The 24,750-nt window shown below is 65.8% G+C and carries 20 protein-coding genes; 10 read left to right on the top strand and 10 right to left on the bottom strand.

Translation table 11 applies throughout. The features are described 5' to 3' along the window. The first annotated feature begins 38 nt into the window (after nucleotides 1-38). The 3 genes from U5805_RS18535 to U5805_RS18545 all read left to right on the top strand — a co-directional run bounded on the left by U5805_RS18535 (nucleotide 39) and on the right by U5805_RS18545 (nucleotide 5,393). Nucleotides 39-1,685: an acetolactate synthase large subunit gene (locus tag U5805_RS18535; RefSeq protein WP_322104953.1), complete on the top strand. Its 1,647-nt coding sequence runs from the start codon at nucleotides 39-41 to the stop codon at nucleotides 1,683-1,685. A gap of 218 nt (nucleotides 1,686-1,903) precedes the next feature. Continuing rightward, entirely contained in the window at nucleotides 1,904-3,340 is a 1,437-nt protein-coding gene (locus tag U5805_RS18540) for an aldehyde dehydrogenase family protein (RefSeq protein WP_322104954.1), read from the top strand. 550 nt (nucleotides 3,341-3,890) lie between these two features. Beyond that, nucleotides 3,891-5,393: a DEAD/DEAH box helicase gene (locus tag U5805_RS18545; RefSeq protein ID WP_322104955.1), complete on the top strand. Its 1,503-nt coding sequence runs from the start codon at nucleotides 3,891-3,893 to the stop codon at nucleotides 5,391-5,393. 93 nt (nucleotides 5,394-5,486) lie between these two features. Here the strand turns inward: U5805_RS18545 and gluQRS are convergent, their stop codons facing one another. Both gluQRS and U5805_RS18555 read right to left on the bottom strand, forming a co-directional pair. Next, nucleotides 5,487-6,512, bottom strand: coding sequence for a tRNA glutamyl-Q(34) synthetase GluQRS (gluQRS, locus tag U5805_RS18550; RefSeq protein ID WP_322104956.1), 1,026 nt, complete (start codon nucleotides 6,510-6,512; stop codon nucleotides 5,487-5,489). An 18-nt stretch (nucleotides 6,513-6,530) separates the two neighbouring features. Continuing rightward, nucleotides 6,531-7,418, bottom strand: coding sequence for a sulfurtransferase (locus tag U5805_RS18555; protein ID WP_322104957.1), 888 nt, complete (start codon nucleotides 7,416-7,418; stop codon nucleotides 6,531-6,533). A 373-nt stretch (nucleotides 7,419-7,791) separates the two neighbouring features. Here U5805_RS18555 and dnaE point away from each other — a divergent pair, with 373 nt between their 5' ends. Further along, on the top strand, nucleotides 7,792-11,352 hold the full coding sequence (gene dnaE / locus U5805_RS18560) for a DNA polymerase III subunit alpha (RefSeq protein WP_322105055.1): 3,561 nt from the start codon (nucleotides 7,792-7,794) through the stop codon (nucleotides 11,350-11,352). 5 nt (nucleotides 11,353-11,357) lie between these two features. On the opposite strand, the gene U5805_RS18565 is transcribed toward dnaE, so the two are convergent. Further along, a complete protein-coding gene (locus tag U5805_RS18565; RefSeq protein ID WP_322104958.1) occupies nucleotides 11,358-12,137 on the bottom strand; it encodes a glycosyltransferase family 2 protein in 780 nt (259 codons plus the stop codon). A 285-nt stretch (nucleotides 12,138-12,422) separates the two neighbouring features. On the opposite strand from U5805_RS18565, the gene msbA reads away from it, so the two are divergent. Then, a complete protein-coding gene (gene msbA / locus U5805_RS18570) occupies nucleotides 12,423-14,216 on the top strand; it encodes a lipid A export permease/ATP-binding protein MsbA (protein WP_322104959.1) in 1,794 nt (597 codons plus the stop codon). Nucleotides 14,217-14,334: 118 nt separating this feature from the next. Here msbA and U5805_RS18575 read toward each other — a convergent pair whose 3' ends face one another. From U5805_RS18575 to U5805_RS18585, 3 genes are all read right to left on the bottom strand, one after another. Further along, nucleotides 14,335-15,579 carry an O-antigen ligase family protein gene (locus U5805_RS18575; RefSeq protein WP_322104960.1) on the bottom strand — a complete coding sequence of 415 codons (1,245 nt, stop codon included), beginning with the start codon at nucleotides 15,577-15,579 and terminating at the stop codon, nucleotides 14,335-14,337. Between the two features lie 64 nt (nucleotides 15,580-15,643). Beyond that, nucleotides 15,644-16,678, bottom strand: coding sequence for a glycosyltransferase family 4 protein (locus U5805_RS18580; RefSeq protein ID WP_322104961.1), 1,035 nt, complete (start codon nucleotides 16,676-16,678; stop codon nucleotides 15,644-15,646). A 77-nt stretch (nucleotides 16,679-16,755) separates the two neighbouring features. Further along, nucleotides 16,756-17,904: a glycosyltransferase family 4 protein gene (locus U5805_RS18585; protein ID WP_322104962.1), complete on the bottom strand. Its 1,149-nt coding sequence runs from the start codon at nucleotides 17,902-17,904 to the stop codon at nucleotides 16,756-16,758. Nucleotides 17,905-18,191: 287 nt separating this feature from the next. Here U5805_RS18585 and waaC point away from each other — a divergent pair, with 287 nt between their 5' ends. Together waaC and U5805_RS18595 are read left to right on the top strand one after the other, a co-directional pair. Further along, on the top strand, nucleotides 18,192-19,193 hold the full coding sequence (gene waaC, locus U5805_RS18590; protein WP_322104963.1) for a lipopolysaccharide heptosyltransferase I: 1,002 nt from the start codon (nucleotides 18,192-18,194) through the stop codon (nucleotides 19,191-19,193). Between the two features lie 365 nt (nucleotides 19,194-19,558). Beyond that, entirely contained in the window at nucleotides 19,559-19,873 is a 315-nt protein-coding gene (locus U5805_RS18595; RefSeq protein ID WP_322104964.1) for a DUF4148 domain-containing protein, read from the top strand. A 160-nt stretch (nucleotides 19,874-20,033) separates the two neighbouring features. On the opposite strand, the gene mnmH is transcribed toward U5805_RS18595, so the two are convergent. Continuing rightward, on the bottom strand, nucleotides 20,034-21,122 hold the full coding sequence (mnmH, locus tag U5805_RS18600) for a tRNA 2-selenouridine(34) synthase MnmH (RefSeq protein WP_322104965.1): 1,089 nt from the start codon (nucleotides 21,120-21,122) through the stop codon (nucleotides 20,034-20,036). Nucleotides 21,123-21,483: 361 nt separating this feature from the next. On the opposite strand from mnmH, the gene U5805_RS18605 reads away from it, so the two are divergent. Genes U5805_RS18605 through U5805_RS18615 form a run of 3 tightly spaced genes read left to right on the top strand, consistent with a single transcriptional unit; the run spans nucleotide 21,484 to nucleotide 23,223 of the window. Further along, nucleotides 21,484-22,539 (top strand): hypothetical protein, encoded by a 1,056-nt coding sequence (locus U5805_RS18605; protein ID WP_322104966.1) that lies wholly within the window; start codon nucleotides 21,484-21,486, stop codon nucleotides 22,537-22,539. Between the two features lies 1 nt (nucleotide 22,540). Further along, nucleotides 22,541-23,026, top strand: a complete 486-nt coding sequence (locus tag U5805_RS18610; RefSeq protein WP_322104967.1) for a hypothetical protein — start codon at nucleotides 22,541-22,543, stop codon at nucleotides 23,024-23,026. Continuing rightward, nucleotides 23,023-23,223 (top strand): hypothetical protein, encoded by a 201-nt coding sequence (locus U5805_RS18615; protein WP_322104968.1) that lies wholly within the window; start codon nucleotides 23,023-23,025, stop codon nucleotides 23,221-23,223. The genes U5805_RS18610 and U5805_RS18615 overlap by 4 nt, the downstream gene beginning before the upstream one ends. A 176-nt stretch (nucleotides 23,224-23,399) precedes the next feature. Here the strand turns inward: U5805_RS18615 and U5805_RS18620 are convergent, their stop codons facing one another. The 3 genes from U5805_RS18620 to U5805_RS18630 all read right to left on the bottom strand — a co-directional run bounded on the left by U5805_RS18620 (nucleotide 23,400) and on the right by U5805_RS18630 (nucleotide 24,554). After that, the gene (locus U5805_RS18620; RefSeq protein ID WP_322104969.1) at nucleotides 23,400-23,738 is read right to left on the bottom strand and encodes a YggL family protein; all 339 of its coding nucleotides are present in this window, start codon (nucleotides 23,736-23,738) and stop codon (nucleotides 23,400-23,402) included. Further along, nucleotides 23,735-24,037, bottom strand: a complete 303-nt coding sequence (locus tag U5805_RS18625) for an energy transducer TonB (RefSeq protein ID WP_322104970.1) — start codon at nucleotides 24,035-24,037, stop codon at nucleotides 23,735-23,737. The genes U5805_RS18620 and U5805_RS18625 overlap by 4 nt, the downstream gene beginning before the upstream one ends. Before the next feature lie 274 nt (nucleotides 24,038-24,311). After that, nucleotides 24,312-24,554 carry a hypothetical protein gene (locus tag U5805_RS18630; protein WP_322104971.1) on the bottom strand — a complete coding sequence of 81 codons (243 nt, stop codon included), beginning with the start codon at nucleotides 24,552-24,554 and terminating at the stop codon, nucleotides 24,312-24,314. Nucleotides 24,555-24,750: the final 196 nt, after the last annotated feature.

Here is a 24,750-nt window from a genome sequence, read left to right on the forward strand (position 1 = left end):
GCCACGCACAGGTTGCGCACATGCCAGCGAGGTGGTCGATGAAAGCATCGGATCTGTTCGTCAAGGCGCTCGAAGCCGAAGGCGTCGAATACGTGTTCGGCATACCGGGGGAAGAAAATCTCGATCTGCTCGAGTCGCTGCGGCGCTCGAAGATCCGCCTGATCGTCACGCGTCACGAGCAGGCCGCGGGTTTCATGGCCGCGACTTACGGCCGCCTGACGGGGCGCACCGGCGTGTGCCTCGCCACGCTCGGCCCCGGCGCCACCAATTTCGTGACCGCCGCCGCCTACGCGCAGCTTGGCGGCATGCCCATGCTGATGGTGACGGGCCAGAAGCCGATCAAGTCGAGCAAGCAGGGCCATTTTCAGATCGTCGACGTGGTGCGCATGATGGAGCCGCTCACCAAGTACGCGCGGCAGATCGTCTCCATCGGCAATATTCCGGCGCTCGTGCGCGAGGCGTTTCGCCAGGCCGAGCAGGAGCGCCCCGGCGCCGTGCATCTCGAACTGCCCGAGGACGTGGCCGACGAGGAAGGCGACGGCAAGCCGATCCCGAAAAGCTTCAGCCGCCGGCCCGTGGCCGAGGAAAAGGCCGTGGCGCACGCGGCGGCCGCGATCGGTTCGGCGCGCCATCCGCTCCTCATGATCGGCGCGGGAGGAAACCGCAAGACCACGCGCAACGTGCTGCGCGAATTCGTCGACGAAACCGGCATTCCGTTTTTCACCACGCAGATGGGCAAGGGCGTGATCGACGAATCGCATCCGCTCTGGCTCGGCAACGCCACGCTCTCGGACGGCGACTTCGTACACCGCGCGATCGAGCACGCCGACTGCATCATCAACGTCGGCCACGACGTGATCGAAAAGCCGCCGTTCTTCATGCGCAGCGCCGAAGACAAGACCGTGATCCACGTGAATTTCCTGGGCGCGGAAGTCGATCCCGTGTATTTCCCGCAGATCGAAGTGGTGGGCGACATCGCCAACGCCGTGTGGCAGCTCAAGGAGCGACTGGAGCCGCGCGAGCATGCGTGGGATTTCGCGCGCTTCGAGGAAATCAAGCGCCATTTCGAGGCGCATCTGGAAAAGGGCCAGCACGACGCGCGCTTTCCGATGTATCCGGTGCGGCTCGTGCACGACGTGAACGCGGCGGTGCCCGAGGACGGCATTCTGTGTCTCGACAACGGCATGTACAAGATCTGGTTCGCGCGCTACTACCGCGCGCGCGAGCCCAATTCCATGCTGCTCGACAACGCGCTCGCCTCGATGGGCGCGGGGCTGCCCTCGGCCATCGCCACGAAGATCGTGCATCCGCAGCGCAAGGTCGTGGCCGTGTGCGGCGACGGCGGTTTCATGATGAACTCGCAGGAAGTGGAAACGGCCGTGCGCCTGAAGCTCGATCTCGTCGTGCTGCTGTTGCGCGACGACGCGTTCGGCATGATTCGCTGGAAGCAGGAAAACATGAATTTCCCCGATTACGGCATGACGCTGCAAAACCCCGATTTCGTCGAATACGCGCAGAGCTACGGCGCGCACGGTCATCGCGTGCGCGCCGCCGACGAACTCGCGCCGCTGATCGCGCAGTGCTTCGCGACGCCGGGCGTGCATGTGATCGACGTGCCGATCGACTATTCGGACAACGAGCGCGTGCTCAATCGCGAGATCAAGCGGCTGAGCGCGCAACTGTGAACGCGCCGCGTGGGATGCGCGCGGGCGCAGGGCTTGCGCCGCCCGTTTCACTCGTGGGCCGCTTGTTCGTGGCTTGTTCGTGGCTTGCTTCTGGCTTGTTCGTGGCTTGCTTCTGAGTTGTTCGCGGCTCGTTCCGGCTTTCCTCTGCTCGCGTCCGCCTTTATCCGCCGATGTGCGCGCGTGCCCGCGTACTCGCCCTGTCTTTCCGGAGAACCGTCATGCTGAAACCGACCTATCCGTACTATCTGGCCAATGAAGCGGTGGCCGCCAACACCGATCTCGAAGTCACCGATAAATTCAGCGGCGAAGTGGCCACGCGCGTCGCGCTCGCGGACGCGAAAGCCATCGACCAGGCGATCGCCGCCGCCGAAGCCGCCATGCCCGCGATGCGCGCGTTCGCGCCGTTCCAGCGCCAGGCCGTGATCGACCATTGCGTCGCGCGCTTTCGCGAGCGCTTCGACGAACTCGCGATGGCGCTGTGCATCGAGGCGGGCAAGCCGATCAACGACTCGAAGGGCGAAGTCACGCGGCTGATCGACACGTTTCGCGTGGCCGCCGAAGAGAGCGTGCGTATCGACGGCGAGATCGTGAACCTCGAAATCTCGCCGCGCGCCAAGGGCTATCACGGCTATGCGAAGCGCGTGCCGATCGGGCCGTGCTCGTTCATCTCGCCGTTCAACTTTCCGCTCAATCTGGCGGCGCACAAGGTTGCGCCCGCGCTCGCGGCGGGCGTGCCGTTCGTGCTGAAGCCGGCGAGCCGCACGCCGGTGGGCGCGCTCATCATCGGCGAGGTGCTGGCCGAAACCGACTTGCCGAAGGGCGCGTTCTCGATCCTGCCCGCGCATCGCGACGGCGCCGATCTCTTCACCACCGACGAGCGCTTCAAGCTGCTCTCGTTCACGGGCTCGCCCGCCGTGGGCTGGGACCTGAAGGCCAGGGCGGGCAAGAAGAAAGTGGTGCTGGAACTGGGCGGCAACGCGGCGGCCATCGTCGACGGCGATCAGGCGGGCAAGCTCGACTACGTGGTCGATCGGCTCGCCTTCGGCGCGTATTACCAGTCGGGGCAAAGCTGTATCGGCGTGCAGCGCATTCTCGTGCATGCGTCGATCTACGAGGCGGTGCGCGAGAAGCTGATCGCCAAGGTCAAGTCGCTCAGGATGGGCGACCCGAAGGACGACAAAACCTTCGTCGGGCCGATGATTTCGGAGTCGGAGTCGAAGCGGCTCGCGGGCTGGATGGAGAGCGCCGTGCTGGCGGGCGCGAAGATCGTCGCGGGCGGGCAGGTGGAGGGCGCGATGTTCGAGGCGACGCTGCTCGAGGACGTGCGCCGCGACACGGACCTGTACCGCAAGGAGGCGTTCGGGCCTGTGGCGATCCTGGAGCGTTTCGACGATTTCGGCCGTGCGCTCGAGATCGTCAACGACAGCGATTTCGGCCTCCAGGCGGGCGTGTTCACGGATTCGCTCGCGAACGCGCATCGCGCGTGGGATGCGCTCGAAGTGGGCGGCGTGGTGATCAACGACGTTCCGTCATTTCGCGTCGATAACATGCCGTATGGCGGCGTGAAGGATTCGGGGCTCGGGCGCGAAGGCGTGCGCTACGCCATCGAGGACATGACCGAATTGCGCCTGATGGTGATGCGCGAGACGTGGTGAGCGCGAGCGGGCGACGAAAAGGGGTGCGATGGCCGGGCGCCGGCCTCGCGCGCGACGTGGCGGCATCGGCCGTGCGCGCGAGGCAGAACGCGTTGGCGGCGGCCATAGGGATTTATGCCAAGGTGCTACAATACCGGCCTTTCGGCGGGTTGCGCCCGCCGTGGCCGCAACCAGGCGGGCAACCGTGCGCAAAGGCGCCGTAAGCCTTCGGCAAGCTTTGCCGCGCCGCCGGCGGCGGCGACGGAAACGCGGGGCGTTGCGCAGCCGGTGCAAAAAGCCGGCGCGGCGCACGCGGAGTACGCGGCCGGTGCTCCGGCCCCGAATAAACGGCCTGCGCGGCAAGCGTCCCGCGCAGCCTCAAGCGATTCAAGCGGCCCGGCCGGCGAGCCTGGCGCCGCCGCAAGCCGGCCCGAGGCGGAAGGCCGGGCGAACCCAGGCCCGGTGGCGAGTTCCATCCGCCACCGGCCAGGTCCAGGCAATATCCCAGCAGTGATCATTTGAGGCGTCTAACGCGCCTCGCGCGAACAGCGCCTTTATAGCGAAAGCCACCATGTCCGACACAGCCGTCAAGCCCAGCACTGCGACCTTCGACCAGTTTGGCCTTGCCCCCGAAATCCTGCGGGCCATCAAGGACCAGGGCTACACGACGCCCACGCCGATCCAGGCCGAGGCGATCCCCGTCGTGCTCACGGGCCGCGACGTGCTGGCTGCGGCGCAAACGGGCACCGGCAAGACGGCGGGCTTCTCGCTGCCGATCCTGCAACGCCTCCTGCCGAACGGCAACACGAGCGCATCGCCCGCGCGCCACCCGGTGCGCGCGCTGATCCTCACGCCCACGCGCGAGCTGGCCGACCAGGTGGCCAACAACGTGCGTTCCTACGCGGTACACACGCCGCTGCGCAGCGCGGTGGTGTTCGGCGGCGTCGACATGAACCCGCAGTCCGACGAACTGCGCCGCGGCGTGGAAATCCTGATCGCGACGCCGGGCCGTCTGCTCGACCACGTTCAGCAAAAGACCACGAATCTCGGCCAGGTGCAGATGCTCGTGCTCGACGAAGCCGACCGCATGCTCGACATGGGCTTTCTGCCCGACCTCCAGCGCATCCTGAACCTGCTGCCGAAGGAGCGCCAGACGCTGCTGTTCTCGGCCACGTTCTCGCCGGAAATCAAGAAGCTCGCGTCCACGTATCTGCGCACGCCGCAGACCATCGAAGTCGCGCGCAGCAACTCCACGGCCACCAACGTCACGCAGGTCGTCTACGAAGTCGCCGAGGGCGACAAGACCGGCGCGGTCGTGCAATTGATCCGCGCGCGCGGTCTCAAGCAGGTGATCGTGTTCTGCAACAGCAAGATCGGCGCGAGCCGCCTCGCGCGCCAGATCGAGAAACAGGGCATCGTGGCGGCGGCGATCCACGGCGACCGTTCGCAAAGCGAGCGCATGCAGGCGCTGGACGCCTTCAAGCGCGGCGAGATCGAAGCGCTCGTGGCCACCGACGTGGCGGCGCGCGGTCTCGACATCGCCGAACTGCCGGCCGTCATTAACTTCGATCTGCCGTTCAACGCCGAAGACTACGTACACCGCATCGGCCGCACGGGTCGCGCGGGCGCCTCGGGCGACGCGCTTTCGCTGTGCAGCCCCAACGAGAAGAAGCAGCTCGCCGACATCGAAAAGCTCATCAAGCGCCCGCTGACGGTCGAGCGGCTTCACGTCGACATGCCGATCGCGCATCACGAAAGCGGCGGCCGCCGCCGCGAGCGCGACGGCTACGAAGGCCGGGGCGCCGAGCGTGGCGAGCGCAGCGACCGTGGCGAACGCAGCGGCGGCCATCGCCGCGCGGGGTCGTTCGAGCGCGCGCATCATCATCGTGCGCAGCCGGTCGACGACTTCTTCCTCAAGCCCTACGAGCCGTCGCCGGGCGCGCGTTCGAAGGCCGACGACAGCCAGCCGGCCGCCGCCGCGCCGCAAAAGTCGCAGTCGAAGCAGCCGCTCGCGGCGCTTCTGGGCGGTCTGGGAACGTCGTGGCGCAACAAGCCGACGCCTTCGTCGAACTAACGGCGCTTTTTTCGCGGCGATAAAAAACGGCGTGCCGGAGTTGTCCGGCACGCCGTTTTCGCATTTCACGGCGGTTTTTGCCGCGCTGAAAACTCAAGCCGGGAGTTGCGCGAGCCGCTGTTTCCAGGCGTTCACGGCGTCGGCCTGAAACGCTTCGAGCGTCGCGGGCGCGGGTTGGCTCAGCGCGAGGCCCAGATGCCGGGACGCCGCGACGAGCGCCTCCAGCGGCCGCGATGCGTCCAGCGCCTGCGCGCCGGTCTGCTTCGAGAGCTTTTCGCCGTCGGCATTGTTGACGACGGGCACGTGGAGATACGCGGGCGTGGGCACGCCCAGACAGCGCTGGAGCCAGATTTGCCGCGCCGTGGAGTCGAGCAGGTCGGCGCCGCGCACGACGTGCGTGATGCCCTGCAACGCGTCGTCCACGACCACGGCGAGCTGATACGCCCATTGCCCGTCCGCGCGCAGCAGCACGAAATCGCCGACTTCGGTGGCGAGATCTTGCGTTTGCGCGCCCTGCCAGCGGTCCTCGAAGCGGATCAGCGCGGGATTGCCGCCCGCTGCGCCCGCCGCGCCCGAAGTGCCCGAAGTGCCCGCTGCGCCCGCTGCGCCCGAGGTGCCCGAGGTGCCCGCCGCGCCCGAAGTGCCGGCGTCGTCCGAAGTGCCGCCCGAGGCGTGGTCCGGCACGCGCAGCCGCCACGCGCGCGCGGGCTTGCCGTGCAAACCGCCACGGCACGTGCCGGGGTAAATCAGCGTGGTGTTGCGTTGATGCGCGCGCAACTGCGAATCGGCGATTTCCTTGCGCGTGCAACCGCACGGATAAACGTGGCCCGCCGCGATCAGCCGGTCGAGCGCCGCGCGATAAACGCCCAGGCGCGCGCTTTGCCACTCGGGCGGCTCGTCGGCGTGAAAGCCGAAGCGCGCGAGCGTGGCGAGTATGTCGTCGGCGGCGCCGGGCGCGGTGCGCGGGCCGTCGATGTCCTCGATGCGCACGAGCCACGCGCCGCCGTGCGCGCGCGCGTCGAGCCAGCTCGCGAGCGCGGAGACCAGCGAGCCGAAATGCAGCGGGCCCGTGGGCGAGGGCGCGAAACGCCCGCGATAAGCCGGAGCCTGCGCGCTCACGCGAGTCTCATGCGAACGTTACGCCGTGGTTGCGGGCGCGGTTGCGGGGCGCGCCGCCTGCGCGCGCCCGGGATGGCACGCGGGGCAGCTCTTGCCCGCTTCGTAGAGCGGCGAAGCCTGCTCCGCGGCCGTCACCACGGCGCGGCAGGCGAAGCACTGGACGGTGCCGGTCGGCTCGAGTTGCGGATTGAGCGCCGTGCGCTGGTCGAACACGAAGCAGTCGCCGTGGTAATGCGCGCCGCCTACTTCCTCGAAGTACTTGAGAATGCCGCCTTCGAGCTGATAAACGTGCTCGACGCCCACTTCCTTCATGTGGATGGCCGCTTTTTCGCAGCGAATGCCGCCCGTGCAGAACGACACGACCGTCTTGCCTTCGAGATCGGCGCGATTCGCCTCGATCACGGCCGGGAATTCGCTGAACTTGTCGATGCGGTAATCGAGCGCCGCGTCGAAGGTGCCCACGTCGATCTCGAATGCGTTGCGCGTGTCGAGCATCACGACCGGGCGGCCTTCGTCGTCATGGCCGCGATCGAGCCATTGCTTGAGCACGACGGGCGCCACCGAGGGCGCGCGGCCTTCCTCGGGGCGAATCGCGGGCTTCTTCATGGTGATGATCTCGCGCTTGAGGCGCACGAGCATGCGGTTGAAGGGGCGCGTTTCGGAAAAGCTTTCCTTGAACCGCAGCGTGGCGAATTTGCCCTCGAACAGCGGATCGTGATTGATGTAATTCATGAACGCGCGCACGTTCGGCTCGTCGCCGGCGACGAACAGATTGATGCCTTCCGGCGCGAGCAGGATCGTGCCCCGCAAGTCGAGCGCATGGCAGCGTTCGAGCACGAGCGGGCGCCATTCGACGGTTTTGTCGAGCGTGGCGAACTGATAAGCGGACAGATTGAGAATACGCATGATGCAACGTGTAAGGCGCTCGATGTAAGGCGCTCTAAAAGCCGCAGGAAAAGCCGCAGGAAAGGCGGCGCAAGCGGCGGCCAAAGCGCGGCAAAGCGCGACAGAAGCGCGATAAGGCGCGCGTGAAAACCGGGGCCGGACGCGTCCTGGGCCAACGCCCCGAAGCTGCGCGCGACGAGCGAAAACGCACAAAAAGGGGCAGGGCGCGCACCGGGCGCAATCCGCTATTATCCCTCAATCGCGCGCGTTGCCGGCCGCCTCCCGTTTCGGGCGGCAGGTCGCGGGCCTGCTGGCGCGCGAGGCCTTGTCCGAAAGGCCAACGTTGCGCTGCCCCTGCGAGCAGCGGGCAAAATCGCGTGATCGTAGAGGTACAATCCCGTCCATGTCAGATCCCCGCTTCGTCCATCTTCGCGTCCACTCCGAATTCTCGATTGCCGACGGCATCGTGCGTCTCGACGACCTCGTCAAGGCGGCGGCCAAAGACGGTCAAGGCGCGCTCGCGCTCACCGACCTCGGCAACGCATTCGGCCTCGTCCGTTTCTATCAGGAAGCCCGCGGCAAGGGGGTCAAACCCATTGCCGGCTGCGACGTCTGGATCACGAATCCCGACGACCGCGACAAGCCTTCGCGGCTGCTGCTGCTCGTGAAAAACAAGCACGGCTACCTGAACCTGTGCGAGCTGCTCTCCAAAGCCTGGCTCACCAACCAGTATCGCGGCCGCGCCGAAGTCGACGTCGCGTGGCTCGAGGCGGGTCTGGGCGAAGGACTGCTCGCGCTCTCGGGCGCGCAGCAGGGCGACGTGGGCCTCGCGCTCGCGGCGGGTAACGAGGAAAGCGCGAAGCGCCATGCGCAGCGCTGGGCCAAGCTGTTTCCGAACGGTTACTACATCGAGTTGCAGCGCTGCGGCCAGCCGGGCGGCGAGCGCTACATCGAGCAGGCGGTGGCGCTCGCGGCGCAACTGAAGCTGCCCGTGGTCGCCACGCATCCCATGCAGTTCATGACCGACGAGGAATACATGGCGCACGAGGCGCGCGTGTGTATCTCGGAGGGCGACATTCTTGCGAATCCGCGCCGCCAGAAGCGCTTCACGACCGACCAGCGTTTTCGCACGCAGGAGGAAATGGCGGCCCTTTTCGCCGATCTGCCCTCGGCGATCGCGAACACGGTGGAAATCGCCAAGCGCTGCAATCTCACGCTCGAACTCGGCAAGCCCAAGCTGCCGCTCTTTCCCACGCCCGACGGCATGTCGCTCGACGACTACCTCGTGCAGCTTTCGCGCGAAGGGCTGGAAAAGCGGCTCGAGCAGTTGTATCCGAACGAGACCGAGCGCGAGAACGAACGCGCGCGCTACAACGAGCGGCTCGATTTCGAGTGCGGCACCATCGTCAAGATGGGCTTTCCGGGCTACTTCCTGATCGTCGCGGACTTCATCAACTGGGCGAAGAACAACGGCGTGCCGGTCGGTCCGGGCCGCGGCTCGGGCGCGGGCTCGCTGGTCGCGTACGCGCTCGGCATTACCGATCTCGACCCGCTGCGCTACAACCTGCTGTTCGAACGCTTCCTGAACCCGGAACGCGTTTCGATGCCCGACTTCGACATCGACTTCTGCCAGCACGGCCGCGACCGCGTCATTCAGTACGTGAAGGAGAAGTACGGCGCCGACGCGGTGTCGCAAATCGCGACCTTCGGCACCATGGCCGCGAAGGCGGCGGTGCGCGACATCGGCCGCGTGCTCGACCTCGGCTACAACTTCACGGACGGCGTGGCCAAGCTCATTCCGTTCAAGCCGGGCAAGCACGTCACCATTGCCGACGCGATGAAGGAGGAGCCGCTGCTCCAGGAGCGCTACGACAACGAGGACGAAGTCCACCAGTTGCTCGACCTCGCGCAACTCGTGGAAGGTCTCACGCGCAACGTGGGCATGCACGCGGGCGGCGTGCTGATCGCGCCGGGCAAGCTCACGGACTTCTGCCCGCTCTATACGCAGGGCGACGAAAGCGGCGTGGTGAGCCAGTACGACAAGGACGACGTGGAAGCCGTCGGCCTCGTGAAGTTCGACTTTCTGGGCCTGACCACGCTCACGATTCTCGACTGGGCCGAACGCTATATCCGCCGTCTCGACCCTTCGAAGGAAAACTGGTCGCTCGCGCAGGTGCCGCTCGACGACCCCGCGTCGTTCTCGATCCTCAAGAAAGCGAATACGGTTGCCGTGTTCCAGCTCGAAAGCCGCGGCATGCAAGGCATGCTGAAGGATGCGCAGCCCGACCGCTTCGAGGACATCATCGCGCTCGTGGCGTTGTATCGCCCCGGCCCGATGGACCTGATCCCGAGCTTTTGCGCGCGCAAGCACGGCCGCGAAGTGGTGGAGTATCCCGATCCGCGCGTCGAACCCGTTCTGAAAGAGACCTACGGCATCATGGTCTATCAGGAGCAGGTGATGCAGATGGCGCAGATCATCGGCGGCTACTCGCTCGGCGGCGCGGACTTGCTGCGCCGCGCGATGGGCAAGAAAAAGCCCGAGGAAATGGCCAAGCATCGCGAGCTGTTCCGCGAAGGCGCGGCGAAGAACGGCCTCACCGCCGAGAAAGCCGACGAAACCTTCGACTTGATGGAAAAGTTCGCGGGCTACGGCTTCAACAAGTCGCACGCGGCCGCGTACGCGCTGCTCGCCTATCACACGGCGTGGCTCAAGGCGCACCATCCGGCGGAATTCATGGCGGCCAACATGTCGCTCGCCATGGACGACACCGACAAGGTGAAGATCCTGTTCGAGGACTGCCTCGCCAACAAGATGGTCGTGCTGCCGCCGGACGTAAACGCCTCGGCGTATCGCTTCGAGCCGGTCGCCGACGCGAACGTCGCGCAGGGCAAGCGCTCGCGCACGATCCGCTACGGTCTGGGCGCGATCAAGGGCAGCGGGCAAAACGCCATCGAGGAAATCTTGCGCGCGCGCGAGGAAGGCGGCCCGTTCAAGGATCTGTTCGACTTTTGCGAGCGCATCGACCGCCGTCTCGTGAACCGCCGCACGATCGAGGCCATGATCCGCGCGGGCGCGTTCGATTCGATCCACGCGAATCGCGCGCAACTGCTCGCCTCGGTGCCGATGGCGATGGAAGCCGCCGACCAGGCGAGCGCCAACGCCATGCAGGCCGGTCTCTTCGACATGGGCGACGCGCCGCTCGCGGCGCACGAACTCGTCGACGAACCGGCGTGGGGCGACAAGCGCCGGCTTCAGGAAGAAAAGGGCGCGCTCGGCTTCTATCTTTCGGGCCACCTGTTCGACGCCTACAAGGACGAAGTGCGCCGGTTCGTGCGCCAGAAGATCGGCGAACTGAAGGAAGGGCGCGACAAGCTCGTTGCGGGCGTGATCGCTTCGCTGCGCACGCAGATGACCCAGCGCGGCAAGATGCTGATCGCGCTGCTCGACGACGGCACCGGCCAGTGCGAGGTGACGGTGTTCAACGAGCAGTACGAGGCGCACAAGGCGTTGTTCAAGGAAGACGAACTGCTGGTCGTGCAAGGCAGCGCGCGCAACGACGCGTTCACGGGCGGCATCCGCTTCACGGTGGACACCGTGATGGATCTCGAACGCGCGCGCAGCCGCTACGCGCAGGCCGTGAAGGTGCAGATGAACGGCAACGCCAACGCGCTCGCGCTGCGTTCGGTGCTCGAAGCGCATCGCGCGAAACCCGACGACTCGCTGCCGGCGCCCGCCGCCGAAACGCGCGGCGGCCGTGGCGGCTTCGGCCGCGATCGCGGCGAACGCGCTCAGGCGGCGATCCCCAACGGCCTGGCGGTGCAAATCGTCTATCGCAACGATCGCGCGGAAGGCGAGGTGCGCCTCGGCGACGCCTGGCGCGTCAAGCCCACCGACGACCTGCTCGCCGCGTTGCGCGGCGAGTTCGCGGGCAGTTCGATCGAGATCGTCTACTGATTCGTCTACGGATCGCGCCGCTCGCGCTGCTGGCCTTGCTGGCCGAGCAGCGCGAGTTTCAGGAAGCGGTAGTACACGGTTTCCGCGTTGAATACGGCAATCTGAAAACCGGCCCAGCCGTCGAGGAAACCCGCGCGCAGCACGTAAGTGCGCACGAACGCCCACGCGCCGCGCGCCACGGCTTTGCCGAAGCCGCCGCTTTTGCCGCCCGCCGCCCGCTGGCGCGCGCCGGCTCCCGAATAGGAATCGAGCTTGCGAAGCACGCCTTCGAAGTCCTCGTACGAGTAATGGAGCAGCTTGCCCGCGAGGCGTTGCGCGCGGGCGTCGAACACGAGCCGCTCGTGTACGAGGTCGTCGGAGAAACGCGCGCTGCCGCGCTTGAAGAGGCGTGGAATCCAGTCGGGATACCACCCGCTGTGCTTGATCCATGTTCCGCAAAAGCTCGACAGGCGGTCCACGGCGTAGACGTCGGCTTGCGGCGCGGCGAGCGTCGCGCGAATCGACGCGGCCAGTTCCGGCGAAACGACTTCGTCGGCATCGAGGGAAAGCACCCAGTCGGTTGCCAGCGCATCGAGCGCGCGATTTTTCTGCGGGCCGAAGCCGGGCCAGTCGGCGCTTGCCATCACGCGGGCGCCGTGCGCGCGGGCGATTTCGAGCGTGGCGTCGGTGCTGCCGCTGTCGAGCACGACGATCTCGTCGGCGAAGGCGACCGACGCGAGGCATTGCGCGAGCCGTGCCGCCGCGTTCTTCGTGATGATGGCAACGCCGAGCGTGGTGTGTGTCATGCGGATTCGATGCGGGATGAGATGCCCGGTCAGGCGGTAAGGGAAGCGGGCCGGCGCGGGGCAGCGCGCTGCGTAGCGCGCGCCGGCTGCGGCGCACGCCGGGCGCATCGGGAGTATACACAGCACCACGCGGCTTCCCGCGCGGCCAGGCGAGCCGGCCGGCTTCCCCTGCGGCCATCCGTGCCGACCATATACAATGCGATACCCCGACGGCCAGGCGGCGCACCGCCTCATCGAGTCCGCATTTCCAGTTCGTAGCGACAACGCCTTATTTCAGAGGATGCCTTGAGCGAGAAGCCCCTCCAGTCCACACTCAGCAAGCCTATCGGCTCCGGCGCGGCGTCGAACCCGATGTCGGTCGGCCGGCGGCTGTGGCCCTACCTGAAGCCGCTCCTCGGCGTGGCGATCGGGGCCATTCTCACGTTGGCGCTCGTGGCGGCCACCGAGGCCGGCATTCCCGCGCTTCTCAAACCGCTGCTCGATCACGGCTTCGGCACCAAGGGCAGCCCCAGCGCCAAATGGATCGTGCCGCTTGCCGTGATCGGCCTCGCGCTCGTGCGCGGCCTCGCGCAATACGCATCGGGCTATCTGCTCCAATACGTGTCGAACCGCATTCTGCTCGAACTGCGCCTCAAGATGTTCGAGCGCATGATTCACGCGAGCGTCGGTTTCTTCCAGCGCGAAACGGCAAGCACGGTCATCAACGCGATCGTGTTCGAAGTGAATCAGATCCTCAACGTGCTGATGGGCGTGCTCGTCACCGCCGTGCGCGATTCGCTCACCGTGATCTTCCTGCTCGGCTATCTGTTCATCCTGAACTGGCGGCTCACGCTGATCGTGGCGGTGCTGCTGCCCGCCATCGGCTGGCTCGTGAGCAAGATCAACCGGCGGCTGCGGCGCCTGAACCGCGAGCATCAGATCCTTACCAACGACCTTTCGTACATCGTCGAGGAAACCGTGGGCGGCTACAAGGTCGTCAAGGTTCATAACGGCGAGCAGTACGAGATCGACCGCTTCGGCGCGCTGAGCAAGCGCCTGCGCGGCTACCAGATGCGCATGACGATCTCGGGCGGGCTCGCGCAGCCGCTCACGCAGTTCCTCGCGTCCATCGCGCTGGCCATCGTCATCACCATCGCCGTGGTGCAGGCTTCGCACGACCAGACCACGGTGGGCGGCTTCGTCGCTTTCGTCACGTCCATGCTGCTCGTGATTTCGCCGCTCAAGCATTTGATCGACGTGAACCAGCCGCTTCAGCGCGGCATGACGGCGGCCGAGCTGATCTTCGGCTTGATCGACGAGCCGGCCGAGCCCGTGGGCGGCGGCAAGCCGCTCGAACGCGCGCGCGGCGAGATCGAGTTTCGGGGCGTGTCGTTCGGCTATGGCGAGGCTTCGCGCAAGATTCTCGACAGCGTGACGCTGCGCGTGGCGCCGGGCGAGATGGTGGCGCTCGCGGGCCCGTCGGGCAGCGGCAAGACCACGCTCGTGAACCTGCTGCCGCGCTTTTTCGATCCCACGGAAGGCCAGTTGCTGATCGACGGCGTGCCGCTCGCGCAATACGACATTCACGCGCTGCGCAGCCAGATCGCGATGGTGAGCCAGGACGTCGTGCTGTTCAACGACACGGTCGCGAACAACGTCGCGTATGGCGAGACCGCCGACCGCGAGCGCGTGCAGAAGGCGCTCCAGGCGGCCAATCTGTGGGACACGATCGCGGCGCTGCCCGAAGGCATCGACACGCTCGTGGGCGATAACGGCGCGAAGCTTTCGGGCGGGCAGCGCCAGCGTCTCGCCATCGCGCGCGCGATCTACAAGGACGCGCCGATCCTGATTCTCGACGAAGCGACCTCGGCGCTCGACTCCGAATCGGAGCGCCACGTGCAGGCCGCGCTCGAAACGCTCATGAAGGGCCGCACGACGCTCGTGATCGCGCACCGGCTCTCCACCATCGAGCGCGCGGATCGCATTCTGGTGATGGAGGCGGGGCGTATCGTCGAGCGCGGCACGCACCGCGAACTGCTGGAGCAGCAGGGGCTCTACGCGCACCTGCATCGCATCCAGTATCAGCAGGGCGAAGCGTGAACGCCGGGCGCTGAACGGCGGCGGCATCGAATGAAAAAAGGCGACCCGCGGGTCGCCTTTTTCGTGGTTATCGCCCCGGGCGCGGCCGTTGCAGCGCTTGACAGAGCGTGATAGGCCGTTACAGGGCGTTTTCCGGAGCGCGCCGGCTGTAGAGCAGGGTGCCGCTCAGCAGCACGAACAGACTGCCTTCGGTGAAATTGAGCAGCAGCGAATTCGCGAAACATCCGGCCACGAACGCGAGCAGGTAACCGTAGATGAGCATGCGCGCAAGCGGTTCCACGCGTCGGCATTCGCGATAGAGCGCGACGAGCAGCCAGACGAACAGCGCCACGCCGATCACGCCGAGCTGCACCGCCATCAGCAGAAATTCGTTATGCGGATTGCCGGCCATCGTGGCGCGCGCGCCGGTCTGGTTTTTCGTGAGACGCTCGAACTCGGGCAGCACGCTGCCCACGCCATAGCCCGCGACGGGCCGGTGCGCGAAAAGATCGACGCTGCGCCGGTAGAACTCGAGGCGCACGCCCGCCGAGGTATCTTCGTTCTTCTTCTCGAAAGTGGTGATTTCCTGGCCCGTGTCGGCGAGACGCGAATCCTTGGCCGTGAACGCATACCAGGCGAGGCCCACGCACGCGACGATGCACACGAGCGTCGCCGCCATCTGCTTACGCCCGGCGCGCGCCTTCAGGATCTGCGCGAGCTGCCAGAGGATGAAAAGCCCGATGTAAAGCAGCGCGACGACCTGGCCCGTGCGCCCCTGGAGCACGAACAGCACGTTCACGAGCGCGAGCAGCGCGGTCAGATAGAGCAGCGAGCGCCACACGGCGCGGGTTGCGGCGCGGCCAAGCGCGACCGAGAGCCAGACGAGGTACGCCATCATCAGGCCGCCCGAGATGTGATCCTTGAACACCCAAGGCTTGCTTACGGGGCCTTGCGTGTCGTGCATCGGCCCGATCGCGGTCCAGCCGAAAAAGTTCGTGTAGGTGAGCAGCATTGCTACCGTGAGCGCGGCAAAAAGCGCCCAGATCGCGGCGCCCCCCCATTTCGAGCTGCCTTCGCCCTGGAACACGAGCAGCAGGATCGGGAAAATCAGCAGCTTGCGATACTTCATGAGGAAGTTGACCGCTTCGTTCATGCTGGCCGTGGTGTAGAGCAGGCTCAGCGAGAGCGCAGCGAACAGCACGATGGCCGCTACGCTCGTGGGCGAAGCGCCGATCTTGCGCAAGCCGCGCCACGCCTCGGGCGAGCACACGGCGAACAGCAGCACGAGCGCGCTCGCGAGATTCACGCCCGCCGTGGAAACGGGCACGGCCGCGAGCGTGAGCACCGCCGAAAACCGGGCGAATAGCAGGGGCCAGGATTCCACCCGAGCCGGCCGGCTTCGATCGGAGAGCGTCATTTGCATACGTTGCGGTTCCTTGTTTGCGATCTCAAGCCATTGCCTGGCCGTGGTAGAACTGGGCGCGGCGCTCGAGCGCGCTGCGCGAATAGAGCGCTTCGACCGTGCGCCGCGCATTGGCGCCGATCTTCGCCCGCAACGCCGGCTGATCGAGCAGCACGCGCATGATCTCGCGAGCCTCTTGGGTCGTGTCGAAGAGGAAACCGTTTTCGCCGTGGCGAATGCTCGCCGCGTAGCCGCCGCGCCGGTGGCACACGACGGGCAGCCCGCACGCCATGGCTTCGAACACCACGCGCCCGAAGGTTTCGACGTGGCTGCCTGTTCGGTAGTAGAACACATCCAGCGAGCGCAGGAAATCGACGGCGGCCCTTGCGCCCTCGGGCAGCAGTTCGAGGTGCGGATCGGCTTCGAGTGCGCCCGCGATGCAGGTCGCGCCCTGGAGCTTCACGTCCGCGCCATTGGCAGACCATTCGCGATAAAGCGCGAAGTCCTCGGGGTCGTGCTTGGCGAGCGTGTCGCGGCTCAGGCGGCCGACCACGGGCCGATGCCCCGCCGGTTTCGCATACGCGTTGGCGGCCGGCGTGAAGCGAGCGATGTCGATCGGCGACGGATGGATCACGCCCGGCGTTGCGAGCAGCGTCTTCTGGAATTCGGAGATGAACACGTACTCCGTTTTCGGCCAGCGCAGCAGCGGCGGATGTTGCGACGTCAACGAAAGAATCTTCGGATGAAACGTGTTGAATACGTAGATGAGCCGCTGCGGCGGGGGCACCACGAGCGTCCAGAGCCGGTTGCGCCAGTGCGCGCCGACGAACACGTAGGTGCCGCCGTCCGGGCCGGCGTCGCGCCCCGAGCCGTGGGCGAGGCGCCCGCGTACCGCGCGCGCGAGCGTGATGCGCTCGATGCCGTGCGCCTCGCGCAGTTCGGCGGGGCTGCGCGACGACGTCGCCCAGAGTTTCACTTCGCCGTGCGCGCGCAGTTGCTCCGCGAGCGCGAGCGCCTCGGTTTCGCTGCCGCCGTGCGGATTCAGAAACCCGTTGAAGAGATGAATGACCCGATTCGCCATGTCGTAATGAATAAGAATGGACCCGTGGCTCGTGAGTGGGGACAGCCGGGGCCGATGTTGCTCGCGTGTCCCGAACGTCAGGACCGCGCCGGTGGCGACTTCGGTAACTGCTGCAAATACACCTGTTCCGTCTGATCGACGAAATCCTGCTGCGAGAACTCGCGTTCGGCCTTCGCGCGCGAGCGCACGCTCATTGCGCCGAGTTGATCGCGCCGCGCGAAAATCTGCGCGAGCGTCACGCAGAGCGCCGCCGGGTCGTGCGGCGGGACGATCCAGCCGTCCACGCCGTCTTCGATGTTTTCGGGCAGACCCGCGTAGCGCGCGACGATCACGGGCTTGCCCATCGCCATCATTTCGCGGCACGCGAACGACACCGTTTCGATCGCATACGACACCACGAAACCGACGTCGAACGCGCGCACGTACGCTTTCACGTCCTCCACGAAACCTTCCACGCGCACCTGCCCGCGCATGCCGAGCCGGTCGATCTCGCGCCATTGCTCCTCGCTGGGCTCGGTGCCCACCACGACGATCAGCATGGCGTCGCGCGCTTCGGCGGGCAGGGCGGCCACGGCCGCGACCATGTCCATCGTGCCCTTGTACCAGTCGAATCCCGTGACCGTGCCGAGCACGAATTTGCCGGCATTTGCCTCGCCGAGCAGCACGGCGCGTGCCGCGAGCGTTTGCGCGGCGCTGGCGGGCTGAAACGCGTCGATGTCGACGCCGTTCTTGACCACCGTGACCGGTTTGCCGCCGTAGACCGAATCGCGCACGAACGCGGCCGTCGAATCCGAAACGGCGATCACCGCGTCGGTGGCGCGCGTCGCGCGCACACGCGTGAGGAAATCGGCCTTGATCGCGATGGAATTGTGCTTGGTCCAGACCACGCGCGGGCGCGGGCCTTTCATGCCCATCATCGCGAACATCAGCAGACGGTGATCGGGCGAACCGTTCGCATGCACGATGTCGAAGCGCTCGCGCTCGAGCAGATCGCGCAGCGCGCGCCACGCCGGCACCATGCGGCGCACTTCCTTGAGCTTGGCGGGAAATTCGAGCGGCAAGGCCCGGACTTGCGCGATCGCGCTGACGTGCGCATACAGCCGGCTCGTGGCCGGTGCGGCGACGAACACCTCGTGGCGTTGCGCGAGGCCGCGGGCAATCACGCCGACGTAGGTGTCGTGGCCGCCGCCGCGGCCGTAATGGAAATTGGTCAGCAGGATCTTCAAACAGTGGACTCCAGCCCGGTGGCATGCTCGCGGGGCCTCGCGCCACCTTCCGGGGCTGCGTAGGGGCCAGATGAGCGGGATATCGGCGCGGGCGATCACGGGCGTCCGATTTTAACTCATCGACCTCATCCCACTCCGATTGGTTCTGGCCCCGTGCCCGGTGCGGTTCTGACGGCGCGGGCCGGTCGGCGGACAGGCGCTGAAGTATAATCGCCGGTCCTTCGGACAGCGGCGGACCGCCCCGGCCGGCCGCGACCTTTCATTCGGTTTCCCTCGCCTTGCCCGCCATGGATCGCATTCTCATAGTCAAAGTGACGTCGATGGGCGACATCGTCCATGGCCAGCCCGTCGTGGCCGACCTGCACCGCGCCTTTCCCGGTGTGCAGGTCGACTGGGCCGCCGACGCCGCTTTCGCCGACATCCTGAGCTGGAATCCCGGCATCGGCCGCGTGCTGTGCGCGCCGCTGCGCCGCTTCAAGCGCGCGCGCAGCCTGAACGACCTCAAGTCCATCGCGGCTTCGATCGGCGAGCTGCGCAGCGTGAAGTACGACGCGATTCTCGACCTGCACGGCGTCTACAAGAGCGCGATCATTGCGTTTCTGGCGCGCGGACGGCTGACCTACGGCTACCGCCGCGAGAGTCTGGGCGAGGCCGGCGCGGCGTTCGCCTACAACCGGCGCTATCCGCCGCGCGAGGATCTGCTCGCGTGGGAAGGCCTGCGCAAGACCGTGGGGGACACGTTCGGCTATGCCGTCGACAGCGCGCCCGATTTCGGGCTCGTCGTGCCCAGGCCGGCGGCGCCGCTCGCGGGCGCCGTGCATGCGCCGTATGCGCTGCTGTTTCACGCGACGTCCAGCGACGAAAAGAAGTGGCCCGCGGCACATTGGCACCGCGTGGGCGCGCATTTGCGCGAACGCGGCCTGACGGCGCTGCTGCCGTGGGGCTCGGAAGCCGAGCGCCGCGAGGGCGAGGCCATTGCGGCGGGCATTCCGGGTGCCGTCGTGCTGCCCCGGCTCAGCTTGACCGAGGTCGCGCAGCATATCGACGCGGCGGCGCTCGTCGTGGGCACGGACACGGGATTCGTGCATCTCGCGAGCGCCGTGGGCCGCCCGACGGTGATGATTTTCACGGCCACCTCGGTGCGCCACTTCGGCATCGACGTGCCGGGCCGCGCGATGTCGCTCGGCGACGCGGGCCGTCCCGCCGAAGTCGGCGAAGTCTGTGCAGCGATCTCGGCCGTGCTGCCCGACACCGGCGCGTCCGCGCCGCTCGCGTCCATCGTGCGGTGATTCACGGCTGACTGACGTGGCCCACTGAGACGGCCAATTCAGGCGGCTAATTCAGGTGGCTGATCGAGGCGGCCAATTTAGACGGCTAATCGAGACGGCCGATTTACGCGCGCAACGCCGCTTTCTCCGCGAGCCGTTCTCGCGCGCGCTCCGTTTTTCTTCGTGTTCGATCCAAGCTTGCGTCCGGCAAGCGCCGAGGCGCGTTCGCGCGCCCAGCGAGGTTTGCGGCGATTGTGCGCCGTTCAGGAACATTCCTTTGGAGGATTGGGGGTTAACCCTGGGGTGAGCGAGGCATAGACTGCATGCATCGGTCACCTGCACATGTCGTCGCATCGAGACCGCTACAGTCCAATGGAGGTCGTAACATGAAGTCCCTGTTTCAAACCGTCGCCGCTGCCGTCGTCCTTTCCGCGCTCGTGGCACCCGCCGCTTCGTTCGCCCAATCCTCGCCCGTGACGCGCGCCCAGGTCCGCGCCGAACTCGCGGCGCTCCAGCAAGCGGGCTACCGCGTGGGCGACGGCGACAACGCCCATTATCCCGAAGCGATCCAGGCCGCCGAAGCGAAGGTCGCCGCGGCCAACGGCGCGAACACCGGTTACGGCGGCGTCGCGAACGCGTCGCAGGCAGGCGGCCGTGCCGCCGTGTCGAATCAAGACTGGAACGCGATGTACTCGCGCTAAGCCGCGCCGGTCGCGACTATTGCGCTTCGCCGGTTCGCCGCGCCGTTCGCACGGCACCCTGGTTCGCGAGCGTCAGCAATACCTCCGCCGCCGGTACGCCGGCGGCTTTGCCCGGGCCGCGCGTTGTCGTGCGGCCCGGGCGCTTTTTCAGCCAACAGGCCTAGACGGAGCGCGACGTTGCCGTTGCCGTGGCATCGGCCGGCAAGGCGTCGATCTGCTCGAGCAGCGCACGCGCCTGAGCGAGCGTATCGCCCGTCATCGGACGAAACGCGAAATGCAGCGACTTCGCGAACTTTTGATAATTGCGCCGTGTGCTGCGCGTGTACGCCGGATCGTAATGCTCGGCCACCAGCGCTTCCGACAACTCCACACGCCGGTTCTGCGCAAGCAGCGCGCACCAGTTGTCGATACGCTCGTGCCCGTGCAGCGGCGCGAGCTTGACGAGCTGCTCGCGAAAGTAGTCGCGCTCGTCGAGCAGATGCCCGTACTCTTCGAGCAGCAGCGACACGCGTTCCTCGCGGCCGACTTCGACCACCACGCACGGCGCGCTGTGAATGCGTTCGACGAGGGCGAGGGGCAGCGTGATCGCGCCGATGCGCTTGCTTTCCGCCTCGACGAACACCGGGCGCGCCGCGTCGAAGCCGCGCAGCGTTTGCGCGAGCGTGGTGTCGAACCACTTCTGCGCGGGCTGCGCGCGCGCGGGCAGCGCGCCGAGCAACGAGCCGCGATGCGCGGCAAGTCCTTCGAGATCGAGCGTTTGCGCGCCCGCCATGCCGAGCGCGTTCAGAAGCCGCGTCTTGCCGCTGCCCGTCGGGCCCGCGAGCACGATGTAGCCGAACGCGCGAGGCAACGCGTCGAGCGCTTCGAGCACGCTGTGCCGGTACGCCTTGTAGCCGTTTTCGAGTTGCTTCGCGCGCCAGCCGATCATGTTGAACATCGTCGTCATCGAGCCGGAGCGCTTGCCGCCGCGCCAGCAATAGATGAGCGGACGCCAGTTGCGCGGGCGATCCGCGAACGTCGTGTCCAGATGATGCGCGATGTTGCGCGCGGCGAGCGCGGCGCCCACGCGCGTGGCGTCGAACGGCGACTCGCGATACAGCGTGCCGACGAGCACGCGCTCCTCGTTGCTGAGCACGGGCGCGTTGATCGCGCCGGGCACATGATCCTCGGCGAATTCGAGCGGGGTTCTCACGTCGACGATTTCGTCGAATTCGCCGAGGTGTTCGATGGTGACGCGCTGGTGATTCAAACTGCGATGCTCCGGTGATGCCCAGGTACGAGGCGGCGCGCTACATCAGCACGATCATATTGCTCATGTATTGCTAAAAAATCCACATGAAATCAACGAATTGATCTGTGATTGGTGCGGAATTTTGTGGCTGGCTACCCACGTAGCTACCCATTTGAGGCGTGATGGACTGGTATTTAATGATACCTGCTGATACATGAGATCGATGCCACCGTTTCCGCCGGACCTGAACATTCTCGCGTCGGGCGCCCGCCAATACTTTTCGCATCAAATGAGCGTCGGTCCAGATCGCGCAAGGTGTTACGCCAGCCAGCGTGCTACGTATACCTGCCGTCGCCAATGGCAATTGACGGGGTAGCGCATGACGTGGAACACGCTCGACGTACCGCTGGAAAACGGGTGGCTGTGCACACTGGTTCCGGGACCACAATATTACGACCTGACAAGCTGGGGGCGCGGCTACCGCAATATGTCGGCCCGCCAGCTTTATCCGAACGCGGGGCGGGACAGCGCCTCTTACTCGTGGAATGCGCGGCCACTGAGCGAAGTGGACAAGAGCGAGTTGTGGGAGAAAGACCGGCTCAGGCGACTCGCGGACGATACGGCGACCTTTGCCCGCCATTTCCTCCCGAACTGGGATTTGCGCACGATTACCGGCGAAAGGGCGCTGCGCGACGTTCAGGCGTTTGTGCGCGACCGGTTGAAGCTGGCGCACTGGAACCTGCCGGCCGATAACGCCGGGGTCAAGAAACTCCTATGTGATGCGGTGGCATCCGGGCAGCTCGTGCCGGTTGTGAACCGTGAATACCGGGGAGTGCCGCGCGTTGCGCCGCCGGCCCACCTGCCGCAGCGCTGGCCCGCGACGAGCGGCGGCGGTGGTGCCTACCCGTCCAAGGTCTATAACTACCTTGAGTTTGAGGCGCTGAAGCGGGCCAATGATGAGTTGCCACCGCTGGACTCGGGGGCTGGGATCGTGAGTGTGATACTTGACCCAAGGCCGCCCTTGGGCGTCCCCGCCACGGCTGACGATGGTTTTGGCTTCGTTGAGTCGGCGGCAGGTGCGATGCTTGGCGGTGGTGACGAAGATTCAGACAGCGACGGCGGTGATGGCACCGGCGCTTCTGACGATGACCTGTTCAGCGCGGATTCCGGTGACGGTGCGACGCCGCTTGGCGATGCCCAGCCGTTCGATTACCAGCCCGATATGCCGGATGGCGACGCGGAGGAGCTTGCGGCCGGCGATGGGCGGCCAGGGAATAATCAGGCGCAAAACAAGCAATTCCGGGCGGTGGTTAAGGCCCTCGGCTTGAATCAGGATCAGGCCAGGCAACTCCACGACGACATACAGGACGATGACGAAATGGACTACCACGGACTCATGGACCGCGCTCAAGACTTGTTTGGCGGGAGTGATTGAAATGATTGATACGCGGGAACAAATTGAGCAGCGTCTTTCTGTCCTTATCGGGCTGGACCTAAGCGCAGCCGGGCGAGCAGCGGACATGCTCACCTTGCAGTTCGGCCCCCTTCGCGAAATGACAACGAAGCGCGGGACCGTCAAGCGAGTTGGTGCGTGGGCGCTGCACGTCCAATGCGACTGGAAAATCGAGCGCGCCAATGAGATCTTCGCAGATGCCTCGGATTTCACCGTTTCAGACGAGGGCACTCGCGCGACGCTAGAGCGGATACGAGGTCTCATTGCCGACGGCGGTCCGCTCACTGTCGAGCGCGTGGTGGTCGGTGATAGCGGCAACGTGTCCATCTCAATGCCGCGGCGACTGTGTCTCACCATTGTTACTGATGCCGCGCCCGACGATGAAGATTGGCGCTTTTTTGAACCGGGCTCCGACAGAAAGCACTTCGTGATCCAAGGCGGTAAGGTCGAACCTTGGAGTTTGGCGTGAGTGACGATCGAAAGCGCGCCCGCCTGGTCGGTGCGCTTGGTCTCTTCGTGCAGAAGTACGCGCGCAGGGCGCACGCCGGCCACAATCCCAATGATCGTCACTACGACAGGAATGTTGAGAGGGCGATGCGGCGTCTGCGTCCCGATGAACTATCCGATCTGCTTTCCGGCGATAGCGAACCGGATGCCGCTGACTGAAACACGAAAGTCGATCCTCGCAAGTCGGGAATCGCGACCGTATCACTCTCCAGCATCGCATCTTCGTGGACGGGCGCCGTCGCACATCAAGACATGGCGGCGCATGCGGTCCACAGCGGTCGCGCGAAGCTTCGTCAAGGGGAAGCCGGTCATCAGCTTGCCAATGTGGGCACGCTTCAGTCGTGTCCGTGCCGCGCGTCGGAGAGCGGCGAGACGGTTACGCCAGTGACTTCGGGGCATGCAGCAAGCCACCTGTGAACGAGTGCACGCTGTACGTCAGTGGCCGATGCACGCACCCCGTCCGCGACGATGTAGCCGTTCAGCGCCTCATTGATGCCGCCGCCGAAGAACATGCAATGCGCCTCAACGCACTCCACGATAAAGGCATCGATCAGGGCATCGCGTTGCACGGTGTCGAGCCCGTGGCGAAGCGATGCCGCTACAGCGAACCCTAGTTCCTGAAATTCGCCAAGGCGCAGCTTCTTGCGTTGGCGGCGGTTGTGTCGTTTCGTCATGGAGTTTGAGCTAGGCGGCAATCGGCCTGGACGGTGATCTTGAGTTTCCGCATGCCAGCCGGAAGAGGTGAAGCCGCTCTTACTGCTGCCATCGCTTTCTCATCCCATTCGGGATATCCGCTGCTGCGCAAGAGCGTTGCACTTGTGATTTTCCCATCATCAGCGAGGTGGACCTCGATTAAAGCCGCAGCATTGCCGGGAGTGTTCGGGTCGTGGGGCTTGAGATGCAACCGCACGCGTTCTCTAACCTTGTCGGCAAGGGCGAGCTGCGCCCCATGTTGTGCCCAGTTCAGGCGCATGTGCTTGACCTCCTCACTGGGCTCCTCCGGCGCGCTGGCCCCGAAGTGGAACTGCTGCGGTTGGTCCGCGCGTGACTCGGCGGCGTGGGTGGCCAGCGCGAGACACGCGGCAAGGTATATCGCTAATCCGGGTTTCATGTTCGTTGGGAGAAGAGATGGAAGTCACGACCGTTATTTGGGCCGGTCCCGGACGGTTAGCCCAAACGCGAAAGCCGGCCCTCGCAAGTCGGCTTTTTGTCCCCGTCTCCGTAGGTTCGCGGCGGTGCTCGGATCGTTACTGGTCGTAGCGATCGCGGCGGCGCTCGTCACTCCGGTGATCGCTGCCGTTACGAGCGTCGCTGTGACTGGCTTCGTGGTGGCGCTCGTCGTGCTGGGCATTCCAGTTTTGATTGTTGGGGTGGCGATGTATCCACTCGTCGCGCTGCCAATAGCGATGGCCGTCATAGTATCGGTCGCCATACCAGCCAACAGCAACCCCGGCCGTTGCTACACCTACCGGCTCTTGTGCGGTTTCCATCGGCGCGGGACGATACATGCCAGTCAAACTGGCGGCTGATGCCACAAGCAACAGGGCGGTACTGAGGTTTTCATGCGAATTCCTTTGGTGGTTTGATGACGATGTGCATTGCACGTCCAAACGTACCAAGGGCATCAGGCAAAGCGAGAGCAGGAATAGGGGCCTGTCGCGCCGGGGGCAAACCCGTCCACAGGCT

The sequence above is a fragment of the Paraburkholderia sp. J41 genome (assembly GCF_905220235.1).
GTDB lineage: Bacteria > Pseudomonadota > Gammaproteobacteria > Burkholderiales > Burkholderiaceae > Paraburkholderia.